This is a genomic window from Methylobacterium sp. Leaf89, from assembly GCF_001422215.1.
GTDB lineage: Bacteria > Pseudomonadota > Alphaproteobacteria > Rhizobiales > Beijerinckiaceae > Methylobacterium.
Genome location: NZ_LMML01000028.1, coordinates 850,851 through 863,920, shown reverse-complemented (window position 1 = coordinate 863,920; position 13,070 = coordinate 850,851). Strand labels below are relative to the sequence as shown.

Sequence of the window (13,070 nt, the reverse complement as noted above, 5' to 3'; positions counted from 1 at the left end):
GGCGTCAGGCCTTCTGGGCGGACGGCAACAGGCTGGCCTTGGGCCGGCGGGTGCGGAACTGCCCGCGCTCCACCGCGACGAAAACCAGGACCGCGAGCGCCAGGGTGGTGAGCCACCACATCACCGTCATCCCGACGCCGATGCAGGCGATGAGGAAGGCCGAGGCGAAGGCCGCCATGGCGCCGGGCACCAGCACCGATGCCTCGCGACCCGCGCGGCGGATCGCAGCGTGCAGGGCGAAGGCCGCCGCGAAGGCCCCGACGAGGCCGAGTTCGTACCAGAGCTCGAACAGCAGGGTCCGCGGGGCGTTCATCGGCAACAAGTTGACGTAACGACCTCGCAGGGCCGTCTCGAGGCCGTGCCCGGTGACGAGCCGCAGCGGCTCGCTGGTCACGATGGTCTGCCAAGCCTTGAGGCTCAGGACGCCGGGCGCACGCCCGCCGAACACCGTCGCACCGATCGGCCGGGCGATGAAGGGCAGGACCGGTCCCAACACCAGCAGGGTGGCCGCCGTGACGCCGAGGAGGCGCGGCGCGAGCATGGGCCGGAAGGCCGCGAGCGCGAAGGCGACCGCACCCAGCGCCAAGGCGACCAGGGTTGTCGGGCCGGGCGAGACCAGGAGTGCGACCGAGACGAGCAGGGCGAGCCCGAGGGCCTCGCTGTTGCGCCCGCGCGAGCGGAGCCACGAGACGGCCGGCCAGACGAACAGGATGAGCAGGATCAGGCCCCGGTCGAGGATCGCGTCCTCGTCGGGTCCGAGGAGCCCCTGTCCGAACGGCCCCTGCCCCGTGAGCCCAAGCCCGATGGCGAAGATGGCCGCCGCCGCCACGCCCACCGGCAGGAGATAGAGGTTTGCCGAGCGCATGCGGTCCGGCAGAGCGAGGTAGGCCCCCATCGTCATCAGAAGCGTGGCGATGACGTTGAGCAGCCGTTCGGTGGCGAGGCTCAGAAACGGCGTCCAGACCAGCGACAGGGCCGACCAGAGGATCACCAGGCAGCCGGCCAGGAAGGCGGGCGAGCGCAGCAGGCGCGAGGAGGCCGGGCGGACCGGTCGCGCGCGGCCGTCGATGGCGCTCGCCAGGAGCAGGAGTGCGATGGAGATCGGCGCGAGGATGACCACCGCGCGGCGGGCGACCTGCGCCGCCACCGGCATGATCACGAACAGGCCGATGAAGCCGATGCGACGCAACAGGGCGGCGGCATCGATGGCTGGGTCGACCGAGGTGGAAGGAACGCGCGCCATGGGTTCGAAGGAGGCCGTGAAACGGCGCCAGGATGAGGCCCGCGCGCTAACGGTCAGACCCTAGTGCAGCCGCGGGAGCCGCGCTGTAGACGGCGGGCAACAGTCGCGTCCTCACGCCGGTCGGGTCATGGACTGCCGGCCACGACCCGCCAGGAGCCACCGACCGAGATCGGCGAGGATGCGCCAGCCGGCCCAGGTGGCCAGGAAGCCGAGCAGGCCGGCGGTTAGGCCGTCGACGGTGGTGGGGATCGCCGGAGTGTAGTCCTGGTAGGTGGCCCGCGCGAGGGCGAGGTCGGGATCGCGCATCAGGGCCACGACGCGGCCGAGGGGGCCGCCGGCCTCCGCGAGCTCCCGGCGCTGCCGCTCAAGGGCGGCGAAGCGCACGATATCCTGGCGCGCCGCCTCGCCGCGCCGGGCGACGAGAGGGTCGCCGTCGCCGCGCAGGCGTGCCACCGCATCGTCGCGACTGCGGCCGGTGGCAACGGCATCAGCCTCGAAACCGGAGACCACGCGGCGCAGTTCGTCCAGGGTGCCGCCGAGCCGCTGGGCATATTGCTGGGCGAATTCCGGCGCCTGCGCCGCCAGCGCGCCGCCGAGGAGTCCGAGGGCAAGCCCCAGGGTGCGTAGGACGCGAAACACCGGCCTCTCCGCGCGGGTGGCAATGGGGGACAAGGGCCCGACGGCGCGGCGGGTTCCGGCGCCCCGCTCAGCCCTGCGACGCCGTCCCCTCCCCGGCGAACGCCGCGGCGATGTCCGCTTCGGTCACGTCGGGCAGGGGGCGGCCTACCTTCAGGGCGCGGGTCGGGAGCCCGGGGGCGAGGATCAGGATGACGGTCTCGATACCCGGGCAGGCCGGGTCGGCACAGACGATCTCGCTCGCCTTGACGGTGATGGCCTCTTCGAGACCGCCGCAGCGGCGGACCCAATCGACGATCGCCGCGCGGGCCTCCTGATCCGCCGGCGGGCGGCGGTTGCCGAAGCCGAACAGAGCCATCGGGGTCAGGCCGGGAGAGTCAGGAGGCCGGCCTGCCCGTCGGCGCAGCCGAAGGCGAGGCGGCTGCCGCGCCCATCCCAGGCCAGGGCCGAGATGGCGCTGCCCTTCACCGCGGGCCGGACCAGCAGTTCCGAGGCGTCGGCGAAGCGCACGAGCAGGATGCAGCCGTCCTCGTAGCCGATGGCCAGGACCAGGGCCTTGGGGTGGAACGCCACCCGCGAGACCCGGGCGGGCCGCACGCCGCACTCGCGGGGTGCCTTGCCGGTGGGGCCTTCCTTGGAGTCAAAGGGCCAGACGATGGCGGCCTCGGCGCCGCTGGTCGCGAGCCAGTGTCCGTCGCCCGACCAGGAGACCGAGCGCACCTTCGCAGGGTATCCCGACATCCGCATGTGGCCCCGGTCGGGTTGCAGACGCCAGCCGTGCAGGGAGTTCTCCTGCATCGTCGTCACGACGAACCGGCCGTCCGGCGACCAGGTCACGTCGATATGCGAGCCCTTCCACTCGATGAAGTCGGGCACGGTGTCGAGGTTGGGGTACCAGAGGGTGGCGCCGTTGTAGTGCGCCACCGCGAGACGGTAGCCCTTGGGCGCAAAGGCGAGGCCGCGGGCGGTGGAGGGCGCCGCGAAGGTCTTCTCCCGCCCCTTCGCGTCGCGGGCGACGACATTGCGCCCGGCCGCATAGGCGAGGCCGCCCTCGGGATGCAGGGCAAGGGCGTCGATCCAGGCACCGTTCTTTGCGCGGGCGACCTCGACGACGTCGCCCGCGTCGGAGGTCGCCACCACCCGGCCATCGTCGCCGCCGGTGACGAGGCGGCGGCCGTCGCCGGCCGCCACCAAGATGCCGGCCTCCGGATGCGCCTCGACCCGGCGGAGTTCGGCGCCGGAGGCCAGGAGCACGCCGCCGTCCCCGAGGGCGAGGGCCAGGGTGTCCTTCAACCAGACCGTGGCGGTGACGTGGGCACCGGCCGCCAGCGGCGTCACGTGATCGAGGAGGGAGGGGGCACTCATCGCAACGGGTCTCTCAACCAGGGGCTCGCGGGCTCACTTGGCGACGGCGGCCTTCGCCGGCGCCACGCGCCGTCAGGACCGTCGCGACGAGCGCGAGGAGGCCGGCGATGCCGGCGGGAATGGCGAGGGCATACAACGCCAGCTTTCCGTAGGCGACCGTTCCGGCCACGGATCCGACGAGGAGCGCGAGCCAGACGACGCCGTCGCCGATCCAGGCGGTGCGCGCACCGCGCCGGGCGAGCGCCAGGGCAAGCTTCTGGCCGAACCCGAATAGGGCGCCGGTCACGAAGGTGGTCCCGGCCCGGAAGCCCTGGACATGGGACAGCACGGCGTTCTGCGCGCCCATCGCCAAGGCCAGCATCAGCGAGGCGATGCCGGAATCCGGCGCGGCCGTGGCGGCCTCGAAGGCGGCGCCGACGATCGCGGTCTCAAAGCCGAGGATGACCGGGGTGACCCAGCGCGCGGGCGTCAGGGCCGAGAGGCCACCGCCGCAGATGCCGCCCGTGAGGAAGGCCGCAATCAGCAGGGCCGGCAGAAGGGCGTGGTGCGGGTCGCCGTGCCCGAGGGAGACCGCGAACTGGGTCGTGTTCCCGCTCATGAACGAGGTGTAGAGGCCGCCGAGCCTGATGAACCCGAGGGCGTCCACGTACCCGGCCAGGGCCGTGAGGACGAGGCCGAAGCCGAGATGCCAGGGACGGGTCATGGACGCAACGCGCACCCGCTCACCGGCACCGCCGCAGGGTTAAAGCTTCGCTTACCAAGTCCGCGCAATTGGAGTGATCGGCGGCGAACGATGCGCCTCGGCGACCCGTTTGTCTTGCGATCCGGCTCGGCCCCCAGGGGCTCACGCCGGATGAGTAGGAGTTGCGTCATGATTTCCTTCGCCTGCGCCTTTCCCGCCCATCCCGCCTTCAACCCGCGCGCCGCCGCCGAGACCGTCCTGGTGGTCGAGGATGAAGCCATGGTCTGCGAGCTCGCCGCCGAGGCGCTGCACGACGAGGGCTACCGCGTCCTCACCGCCGCCGATGCCGACGCGGCGGAGGACATCCTGGCGCGGGAGCGCGTCGACCTGCTCTTCACCGATATCGATCTGGCCCGCAACACGAACGGGATCGCCCTGGCGCATCGCGCGCGCCGCTACTTGCCGAACCTGCCGGTGGTCTACACCTCCGGTGGACGCGGCCACCTCTCGCAGGCCGAGGCCGTCACCCAATCCGTCTTCGTTCCGAAGCCTTACCGCCTGAGCCATCTCGTGGCCCTCGCCAACGAGATCCTGCGTCCCCACCCCCACCACGGTTGAGACCGGACCGCGCGCGGCGCGGGTTCGGCCGCCGGAGCCCGGAGCCTTCCCATGCGCAATCTGTTCCTCCCTCTCCTCGTCCTCCTGGCCGGCACGGGGACGGCCTCGGCCGCCTGCGACGTGAAGGGCGCCAAGCTTGAGGAGGCCATCGCGGCCAAGGCCGAGCTGCGCGAGACGGCCAACAAGCAGACGGTGCGCGACCTGCGCACCCTGCGCGACGCGGCCATCGTGCTGGAGACCTACAAGTACGCCGCCGAGTGCGAGCGCCTGGTCGAGATCGTGCGGGCCCTCGCCGCGAACCCCGAGAAGACCATCGAGCGCGGCGGCGATACCGACGAGGACAAGGCCGAGGACCTGATGGAGGCCCGCGAGCCGAAAGCGCCGGCCCCGACCGAAACCGCCAAGCCCAAATGAACGCGCCGTGCGTTGAGCTGCGCAGAACGACACGACGAGGGGCAAGCGGAGCGGCATGGCGAAGGACACTCAGATCCGCGAGGCGGGCATCGCGCACGCGGCGCAACGGCTGCCGTCGGTGGTGGTCGACGATTACAACATCGAGCTGAAGGACGGCGACGGCTTCATCGGCGACCGGGTTTCGAAGTCTGCGTTCCGCGAGATGCTGGAAGCGTGCCGGGAGCGCCTGCGCGCCGTGGGCGCCGATCCGCTGGGCGACAAGGCGAGCTGCGATTTCTCCAAGCGCCGCATCGACCAGATCCTCCTCGGCGAGGATCCCCTCGCCGCGGGCGTGGTGTTCAGCGCCATCGAGGACTTCGCGCAGGAACTCGCCCGCGTGGCCCGCCTCTTCCTCGGTCAGGACGGCTGGGAGGGAACGCAGACGATCGTGGTTGGCGGCGGCTTCAGCGACAGCCGGGCCGGCCGCCTCGCGGTCGCGCGGGCGGGCTACCTTCTGCGCGCCGGGGGCCTCGGCATCACCCTCGAACCGATCCGGCACCATCCCGACGAGGGCGGCCTGATCGGCGCGGTGCACCTGGCGCCGTCCTGGATGTTCTCCGGATACGACAGCCTGCTGGCCGTCGACATCGGCGGCAGCAACATCCGCGCGGGCGTCGTGGTCACGAATCTGAGGAAGGCCGCGGACCTCTCGCGCAGCGAGGTCTGGCGCTCTGAGATCTGGCGCCATTGCGACGAGGACCCGATACCGAGCCGCGACGAAGCGGTGGAGCGCCTCGTGGGCATGCTCGGCGACCTGATCCGCCGGGCGGACCGCGCCAGCCTGACGCTGGCTCCGTTCGTCGGCATCGGCTGTCCCGGCATGATCAAGGCCGACGGCACGATCGATCGCGGGGGCCAGAACCTGCCCGGCAACTGGGAGGGCCGTGACTTCAATCTCGCCGAGCGGGTGACGGCCGCGATCCCCCGGATCGGCGAGCATCCGACCATGGTTGTCATGCACAACGATGCCGTGGTGCAGGGCCTCAGCGAAGTTCCGCACCGGACGGACGTGACCCGATGGGGGGTACTCACCATCGGCACCGGCCTGGGCAACGCTCGGTTCACCAACCGCGGCACGGAGGACGAGATCTAGCCGCCGGGGCGGCCTCAGCGCGCCTTCGCGCCGGTGCGCGCGAAGGCCTGGGCGATGCGCTCGCGCAGCTCGTCGTTCAGCTCGATGTCGACGATGCGCCAGGTCCAGGCGCGCAGGCGCAGGCGGATCCGCAGGCGGCGGTCCCGGCCCGCCTCCGGCGGCACGCCGACGACCACGGTGCGGAAGCCCCGCATCTCGGAAGCGAGATAGAACGGGATCAGCCGGCGCAGGGTCTCGATCCGCAGGCCCCCGCCCCCCGATTTCTGCTCCGGCCCGTCGCGGCCGAATTCCACCGATTGCGGCCACCCGTCATCGAGGAGGTCGACGACCGTCCTGGGCGTGACCAGGGCCTCGGCGATCGGGATCGCCAGGGCCGCAGCGGCCTCGGCGATGCGCTGGCGCTCCCGGGGCTCCGCATCCGGCGCGGCGGGATCCCGCGCCTGGGCCGCCGCGGCGGCCTGTCGGATCACCGAGAGGCGCAGGGATCGGAAATTGACGTGCTGGGTGATGTAGTCGGTGTCGTGCGCCTGGACCGCGCGGGCGATGTCGTAGAGCGCCCAGAGCGGCGTCAGCGTGTACGCGAACCAGCCGAGCACCAAGAGGATCGGGATCGACCACCACCGCATCGGGCGTCAGGCCGTCACGCCGGGACGCGCCACGTCGTGAACCCGGAGAAAGCGTCGACCACGCCTTCGTAGACCGGCCGCTTGAAGGGCACGATCAGATCCGGCAACCCGGCGATCGGCTCCCAGCGCCAAGCATCGAACTCGGACGTGAAGGCACCGTTGCCCGGCGTTGCGACGTCGATCTCGTCGTCCGAGCCGAGGAAGCCGAACGCGAACCACTTCTGCGTCTGGCCGCGGTAACGCCCCTTCCAGGCCTGCTTCAGCACCTCCTGGGGCAGATCGTAGGAGAGCCACCCCGGGGTCTCGCCGAGGCGCACCACGGAGCCGGCCGAGACGTTGGTCTCCTCGTACAGTTCGCGCAGGGCGGCCGCTTCCGGATCCTCCCCCTCGTCGATCCCGCCCTGGGGCATCTGCCAGGCCCGTCCGTCCGCCACGTGCTCCGGCCCGGCATCCGCCCGCCGCCGCCCGATGAAGACGAGACCGGCGCGCGAGATCAGCGTGATGCCGACGCAGGGACGGTAGGGAAGGTCGGCGCCGTCGGCGAACGGGGATGCGGTCATGGCGGCGACCATAGGCAGGCGGGGCATGTGCCGCAACGCACGAAACGGCGCCGCAGCGCAATTCCGAGCCGGGTCGCCCGGCCCGATCCATTACTCCGGATGTCTCAGGGCTTGGCGCTGGTGAGCCGGGTACTTGCGCCGCTCCCACGCAGGGCGACGCTGACGGGAACGAGGCGGATGCCGCGCGCCTCCGCCTCGGCGGCCCAGCGGGCGATTCGATCGATGCTCATCGGCAGGGCAGAGGCGGAGCCGAAGGCGAAACCCTTCTGACGCGCCTGCGCTTCGAGCCGGGCCAGTTCCCGGTCGATGGCCTCGGGTCGCGCCAGGGCGTCGAGGACGATCTCGGCCCGGGTGAAGGGCACCTTCCCCTTGGCGGCCAGCGCGGGGGCGATCGAGCGCGGGGAGGTGCCGTCGTCGACGAAGCCGAGGCCCCGGGCCCCGATCTCGCGCAGGACCGGCTCCAGGGCAGCCGGATCGCTGGTGAGCTTCGCACCCATGTAGTTGACGATGCCGACGAAGCCCGAGAACCGGCTCATCACCCAGCTCAGGCGATCGAGATTCTCCGGCGGGCGTGAGCTGGTGAGGAGCGTCTGGGGACCGGGATCGCTGTCGGGATAGTCGAAGGGCTCCATGGGCACTTGGAGCAGGGCCTCGTGTCCGGCCTCGCGGGCCCGGGCGACGGTCCGCTCGAGGTCGCTGCCATAGGGCGCGAAGCCCAGGCTGATCGCCGGGGGCAGGCGGGTGATAGCGCTGGCGGTCGCCGCCTGGCCGATCCCGAGGCCCGAGACCAGGATGGCGATGCGGGGCCCGGAACCACCGGGATCCGGCCGTGCGTAGACGTCGAGAGGGCGCAGGCGCCCGTCGCCGAGGCGGGGGATATTGCCGTGGCGGCCGCGTTCGACGAGCCGCGGATCCGGAGCGGCGCTCAGCTTCACCGGGGTCGTGGACGGAACCTGGATGACCACCGCATCGGTGGGGGCGGCCGTGCCCGTCGGGCGAACGACGGTGACGCCGGAGGCGGTCTCGACGTCGCTGGCGCTGCTTGGACCGGATTTCGCGGCCTCAGGCTTCGATGCCTGTACGGCCGGCTCCGGTAGGACCGGTTCGCGGAGCGCGATGACCGCCACGGCGCTGGGCTCGCCGCCCTCGGGATCCCCGGCCACGACGAGGATGCTGGCGCCGAGCACGAAGCCCCCCACGAGGCCGCCGAGCACCATCGGGGCGGTCACCCGCACCTGACGCAGCGCCCGCAGACGCTGGCCGGCGGTCGGCTTGCCGCCGAGCGGACGGGTCAGGATGTCGTCGGTGGCCACGCGCAGCCGCTTCCCCAGGCTCCCGGACCGGGGATCGCTGAGGGACTGGCCGAAACGGCCACGGCCCCCAGCGTCGGTCCTGAACCGACATTGGGGGCCGCCATGGTTAACGATTCGCTAAGGCGCCGCGGATCGCGCTCAGTTCGGGACGGCGGCCTTCGGCGTGTTGGCCGCGCCCTTCTGGATCCCACGCAGGAAGTCGAAAGCGGCGATGAGCTGCTTGTCCTTGGCCGGGTCCGGCGGGACGTAGGCGGACGAACCGCCGCGCTCTTCGACGTCCTTCTGCTTCAGGTGCCCCTTCAGGCCGGCCTCGCCCTTGGTCTCGTCCTTGCCCTTCAGCTCGTCCGGCACCTCCTGCAGGATCTCCTGGTCCGGCTCGATGCCCTTGGCCTGGATGGAGCGGCCCGACGGCGTGTAGTAGCGGGCGGTGGTCAAACGCAGGGCGCCGCTGCCGCCCAGCGGAATGATCGACTGCACCGAGCCCTTGCCGAACGAGCGCGTGCCGAGGACCGTGGCGCGCTTGTGATCCTGCAGGGCGCCGGCCACGATCTCGGAGGCCGAGGCCGAGCCGCCGTTCACCAGCACGACGATCGGCTTGCCCTTGGTCAGGTCGCCGGCCTTGGCCGAGAAGCGCTGCGTCTCGTCCGGGTTGCGGCCGCGGGTGGACACGATCTCGCCCCGGTCGAGGAAGGCGTCCGACACCATCACGGCCTGATCGAGGAGACCGCCCGGATTGTTGCGGAGATCCAGCACGTAACCCTTGAGCTTGTCGGCGCCGATGTCGGTGTTCAGCTTGTCGATCGCCGCACGCAGACCGTCGAAGGTCTGCTCGTTGAACTGGGTCAGGCGGATGTAGCCGACGTCGCCGCCCTCGGCGCGGGAGCGCACGGGCTTGATCTTGATCACGTCGCGGTTGAGCGTGACCTCGATCGGGTCCTTCGACTCCTTGCGGCTGATCTTCAACTTCACCGGCGAGTTCACCGGGCCGCGCATCTTGTCGACGGCCTGATTCAGGGTCAGACCCTGGACCTGATCCTCGTCGATCTGCGTGATGACGTCGTTGGTGAGGATACCGGCCTTCGAGGCGGGCGTGTCGTCGATCGGGGTCACGACCTTGATCAGGCCGTCTTCCATCGTGACCTCGATGCCGAGGCCGCCGAACTCGCCGCGGGTCTGCACCTGCATGTCGCGGAAGCTCTTGGCATCCATGTAGCTCGAATGCGGATCGAGCGAGGTCAGCATGCCGTTGACGGCCGCCTCGATCAGCTTCGCCTCGTCGGGCTTCTCGACGTAGTCAGTGCGCACCTTCTCGAACACGTCGCCGAACAGGCTGAGCTGACGGTAGGTCTCCGCGGAGGCCGCGACCGCGCTCGTCCCCGAGAGCAGGCGGGTCTGGGTCGCCACCATGGAGGACCCGACGCCGAGGAACGCGCCGAGCAGAACGAGGGAAACCTTGCGCATTATCCGCGAACCTTCTCGCTGGGGCTTTTCGCCCACCAAGGCTCCGGATCGATGGAGCCGCCGTCTTTTCTGAACTCTACGTACAGGACCGGATCGCCGCGATCAGCGGCTGCCGCATCGGCGCCGGTACCGCCCTCCCCCATCGCCGCCACCGGCTCGCCCGCGAGCACGAACTGGCCGACTTCGACGTTGATCTGGTCCATCCCCGCCAACAAGAGATAGTAGCCATCGCCCGCGTTGATGATCAAGAGTCGCCCGTACGAGCGGAACTGCCCGGCGAAGGACACCCAGCCATCGGCCGGTGACGAAACCACGGCCTTCGGCCGGGTCGCGAGCGATATGCCGCGGGTGGTGCCGCCGTTGCCGTCGGGCTGGTTGAAGCTGCGCAGGAGCGCCCCGCTGACCGGACGCGGCAGGTCGCCACGGGTGTCGACGAAGCGCACCTTCGGCGAGAGCCGGGCAGGATCCCGGGCCCCGGCGGCAGCGAAGCGCTCCTGCGTCGCCCGGGCCTCGCGGGTCTCGGCGGCCTTGGCCTCCTCCGCGGCCCGGCGGGCGGAGGCGACCTCCCCCTCCATCCGGTCGAGGAGATCCTTGAGGCTGCGGGCCTGTACCGACAGCTCGGCCGTGCGGGTCCGCTCGGCCGCGAGGCCGCTCTCGACTTCGGCCTGACGGGTGCGGCGCGCGGCGATGAGGGCGTTCAGGCGCTGCTGCTCGCGGGCCCAGCCCGCGAGATCGTTGGTCAATCCTTCGCGATCGGCTGCGATGAGGCCCTTCAGCCTCACGAGTTCGGAGAGGTCGGCGGCAAGGGTCTCGGCCTCACCGCGCAGTTCGGGCACCACGGCCCCGAGCAGCATCGAGGTACGGATCACGGCGAGCACGTCTTCCGGCCGCACCAGCACGGCGGGGGGCGGCCGCCGCCCCATCCGCTGCAGGGCCGCCAGGATTTCCGCGATCACGCCGCGGCGGGAATCCAGCGAGCGGCGCAAGGCCGCCTCGCTGGCACCGAGCGTCTTCAGGCGCTCCTCCAGCCGGCTCATCCGGACCTCGGTGGCCTGCGCCTGGCGCGCAGCGTCCAGGAGCGCGGTGTTGAGCTTGGCCCGGTCGCCGCCGATGCTGGCGATCTCCGCCTCGTACTTGGCGCGGGCCCCGGTGCTGGCGGTGAGGGCGCCCTCGATGCGCCTGAGGTTCTCGGCCCGACGGGTCTTCTCTTCGAAAGCCTTCTGAACCGCCTCCGGCGTCGCCGGTTCCTCGGCGCGGAGTGCGACCGGCGCGGCGAGGAGCGGGGGCGCCAGGAGGACGAGCGCCAGCACGCCGCCTCTCATGCCGTCTCGCCTGCGTCGCGTGGCCGGGTTCATCGCTCGTCGAGGTTTCCGCGGTGGTACGGGTGGCCGGCAAGGATCGTCAGCGTGCGATACACCTGCTCCAGGGCGAGGACGCGCACAAGCCCGTGCGGCAAGGTGGCGGCTCCGAACGAGAGGCTGAGTTCGGCCCGGTCCCGCACGGTGGTGTCCAGGCCGTCGGCGCCCCCGATGGCGAGGACGAGGACGGAGCGGCCCGCATCGCGCCAGGCGCCGACGCGCGTCGCGATGGTCTCGCTCGTGAGATCGGCGCGGCCGCGCTCGTCATAAACCGCCAGCGCCGCGCCGGCGGCCGCATGGGCGAGGATCGCAGCTCCTTCCTCGACGGCGCGGTCCTGCGCGCGGCGGGCCCGGCTCTCGGGGATCTCGGCGATGTCACAGGCGGCGAATCCGAGGCCGCGCCCGAGCTGTGCGGCCCGTTCGCGGTAGCGGGCGGCAAGGTCGCGCTCGGGTCCGGGCTTCAGGCGGCCGACTGCCGCCACGAGGAGGCGCACGAAACGGTGCCGGCGCTCACTCGGCGACGGCGGAAAGGGGACGATCGCTGGTCGGCCGATCGGCGCCCCACATCTTCTCGAGATTGTAGAAGCCGCGCACCTCCGGCCGGAAGATGTGCAGGATGATGTCGCCAGCATCGATGAGCACCCAGTCGCAGGCTGGAAGGCCCTCGACGCGGGCAGTGCCGAGCCCCTTCGACTTCATCACCTGCAGCACCCGGTCTGCGATGGCGCCGACATGGCGCTGGGAGCGGCCGGAGGTGATGATCATGGTATCGGCCAGGGAGGTCCGGCCCATCAGATCGATCGCGATCGTCTCTTCGGCCTTCATGTCCTCGAGGCAATCGAGAGCCAGGCTCCGGAGATCGTCGATCTTCCGGTTGGTGGAGTCTTCGGAGCCGGGGGCTCCGGTATGGACCGCGTCGTTCAGCGTCTGGGTTCCTGCAATCGCCATCGTCATCCCGTGATCGTACCCTGTATGCGGATAAAGTGGAATGTGGCTCTTGCCTTTTCCATGACCGGCCTAGGCACCGTCCCCCGTCCTGGCCCGCAGCGCCGTCGACGAGAGGGTCGAGCGCGGCCCGTGCAGGAAGACCCAGGCCGGGGCCGGCCTGTCGGCCAGGTTGGGCGCCTCCGCTTCGGGAAGACGCCAGCGCGCCAGGGCCCGGGCGGCGCGGGCGGCCGGGGCCGTCAGCGTGAAGCCTGGCCGGTCGATGATCGCGATCGGCATCAGGCGCGCGATCTCGAAAAATCCCTGCCAGCGATGAAATGTCGCGAGGCTGTCGGCGCCCATGATCCAGACGAAGCGCACCGATGGATTGCGGCGGGTGAGGAAGCGCAGGGTCTGACGGGTGTAGCGCGCGCCGATCCGTAATTCGAAATCGGTGACGTCGATGCGTGGATGGTCGGCGACGCGGTCCGCCTCGGCGACCCGCCGGTCGATGGCCGCGAGTTCGCCCCGATCCTTCAGCGGATTGCCCGGCGTCACCATCCACCAGAGGCGGTCGAGGCTTAGCCGCCGCAGGGCGACGAGACTGACATGACGGTGCCCGAGATGGGCCGGGTTGAACGAGCCACCGTAGAGGCCGATGCGCAGGCCCGGCGCGACGGGGGGCAGGTGCACCGGCCCCGATGCGTCAAGGCGCATCGGGACCCGGTCGGGTCAGGC

The 13,070-nt window shown here is 71.1% G+C and carries 16 protein-coding genes; 3 read left to right on the top strand and 13 right to left on the bottom strand.

Going from position 1 to position 13,070, the window contains the following annotated elements; genetic code table 11:
- Positions 1 to 4: 4 nt before the first annotated feature.
- From ASF18_RS15245 to ASF18_RS15225, 5 genes are all read right to left on the bottom strand, one after another.
- The gene (locus ASF18_RS15245) at positions 5 to 1,243 is read right to left on the bottom strand and encodes a hypothetical protein (protein WP_056352689.1); all 1,239 of its coding nucleotides are present in this window, start codon (positions 1,241 to 1,243) and stop codon (positions 5 to 7) included.
- A 111-nt stretch (positions 1,244 to 1,354) separates the two neighbouring features.
- Complete coding sequence (locus ASF18_RS15240; RefSeq protein ID WP_056352688.1) at positions 1,355 to 1,882, bottom strand: DUF2937 family protein; 528 nt, start codon at positions 1,880 to 1,882, stop codon at positions 1,355 to 1,357.
- Positions 1,883 to 1,949: 67 nt separating this feature from the next.
- The gene (locus ASF18_RS15235) at positions 1,950 to 2,237 is read right to left on the bottom strand and encodes a hypothetical protein (RefSeq protein ID WP_056275586.1); all 288 of its coding nucleotides are present in this window, start codon (positions 2,235 to 2,237) and stop codon (positions 1,950 to 1,952) included.
- 5 nt (positions 2,238 to 2,242) lie between these two features.
- Positions 2,243 to 3,244, bottom strand: coding sequence for a hypothetical protein (locus ASF18_RS15230; RefSeq protein ID WP_056352685.1), 1,002 nt, complete (start codon positions 3,242 to 3,244; stop codon positions 2,243 to 2,245).
- Positions 3,245 to 3,257: 13 nt separating this feature from the next.
- Positions 3,258 to 3,947, bottom strand: coding sequence for a YoaK family protein (locus ASF18_RS15225; protein ID WP_056352683.1), 690 nt, complete (start codon positions 3,945 to 3,947; stop codon positions 3,258 to 3,260).
- A gap of 168 nt (positions 3,948 to 4,115) precedes the next feature.
- Here ASF18_RS15225 and ASF18_RS15220 point away from each other — a divergent pair, with 168 nt between their 5' ends.
- From ASF18_RS15220 to ASF18_RS15210, 3 genes are read left to right on the top strand one after another with little or no spacing between them, the layout of a single operon-like run.
- The gene (locus ASF18_RS15220; RefSeq protein WP_056352681.1) at positions 4,116 to 4,544 is read left to right on the top strand and encodes a response regulator; all 429 of its coding nucleotides are present in this window, start codon (positions 4,116 to 4,118) and stop codon (positions 4,542 to 4,544) included.
- Between the two features lie 51 nt (positions 4,545 to 4,595).
- Complete coding sequence (locus ASF18_RS15215; protein WP_056352679.1) at positions 4,596 to 4,958, top strand: hypothetical protein; 363 nt, start codon at positions 4,596 to 4,598, stop codon at positions 4,956 to 4,958.
- A 55-nt stretch (positions 4,959 to 5,013) separates the two neighbouring features.
- Positions 5,014 to 6,090 carry an ROK family protein gene (locus ASF18_RS15210; protein ID WP_056352678.1) on the top strand — a complete coding sequence of 359 codons (1,077 nt, stop codon included), beginning with the start codon at positions 5,014 to 5,016 and terminating at the stop codon, positions 6,088 to 6,090.
- A 14-nt stretch (positions 6,091 to 6,104) separates the two neighbouring features.
- Here ASF18_RS15210 and ASF18_RS15205 read toward each other — a convergent pair whose 3' ends face one another.
- From ASF18_RS15205 to ASF18_RS15170, 8 genes are all read right to left on the bottom strand, one after another.
- On the bottom strand, positions 6,105 to 6,716 hold the full coding sequence (locus ASF18_RS15205) for a DUF2939 domain-containing protein (protein WP_056215156.1): 612 nt from the start codon (positions 6,714 to 6,716) through the stop codon (positions 6,105 to 6,107).
- Positions 6,717 to 6,730: 14 nt separating this feature from the next.
- The gene (locus ASF18_RS15200) at positions 6,731 to 7,288 is read right to left on the bottom strand and encodes an RNA pyrophosphohydrolase (RefSeq protein ID WP_056275718.1); all 558 of its coding nucleotides are present in this window, start codon (positions 7,286 to 7,288) and stop codon (positions 6,731 to 6,733) included.
- 92 nt (positions 7,289 to 7,380) lie between these two features.
- Positions 7,381 to 8,589, bottom strand: coding sequence for a divergent polysaccharide deacetylase family protein (locus ASF18_RS15195; protein WP_056352676.1), 1,209 nt, complete (start codon positions 8,587 to 8,589; stop codon positions 7,381 to 7,383).
- Between the two features lie 138 nt (positions 8,590 to 8,727).
- Positions 8,728 to 10,050, bottom strand: a complete 1,323-nt coding sequence (locus tag ASF18_RS15190; protein ID WP_056215148.1) for a S41 family peptidase — start codon at positions 10,048 to 10,050, stop codon at positions 8,728 to 8,730.
- Positions 10,050 to 11,372 (bottom strand): peptidoglycan DD-metalloendopeptidase family protein, encoded by a 1,323-nt coding sequence (locus ASF18_RS15185; protein WP_244472715.1) that lies wholly within the window; start codon positions 11,370 to 11,372, stop codon positions 10,050 to 10,052. The genes ASF18_RS15190 and ASF18_RS15185 overlap by 1 nt, the downstream gene beginning before the upstream one ends.
- 29 nt (positions 11,373 to 11,401) lie before the next feature.
- Positions 11,402 to 11,902: a 23S rRNA (pseudouridine(1915)-N(3))-methyltransferase RlmH gene (gene rlmH, locus ASF18_RS15180; RefSeq protein ID WP_056275575.1), complete on the bottom strand. Its 501-nt coding sequence runs from the start codon at positions 11,900 to 11,902 to the stop codon at positions 11,402 to 11,404.
- A gap of 16 nt (positions 11,903 to 11,918) precedes the next feature.
- The gene (gene rsfS / locus ASF18_RS15175; protein ID WP_082487563.1) at positions 11,919 to 12,362 is read right to left on the bottom strand and encodes a ribosome silencing factor; all 444 of its coding nucleotides are present in this window, start codon (positions 12,360 to 12,362) and stop codon (positions 11,919 to 11,921) included.
- A 63-nt stretch (positions 12,363 to 12,425) separates the two neighbouring features.
- Entirely contained in the window at positions 12,426 to 13,049 is a 624-nt protein-coding gene (locus ASF18_RS15170; protein ID WP_056352668.1) for a nicotinate-nucleotide adenylyltransferase, read from the bottom strand.
- Between the last annotated feature and the right edge of the window lie 21 nt (positions 13,050 to 13,070).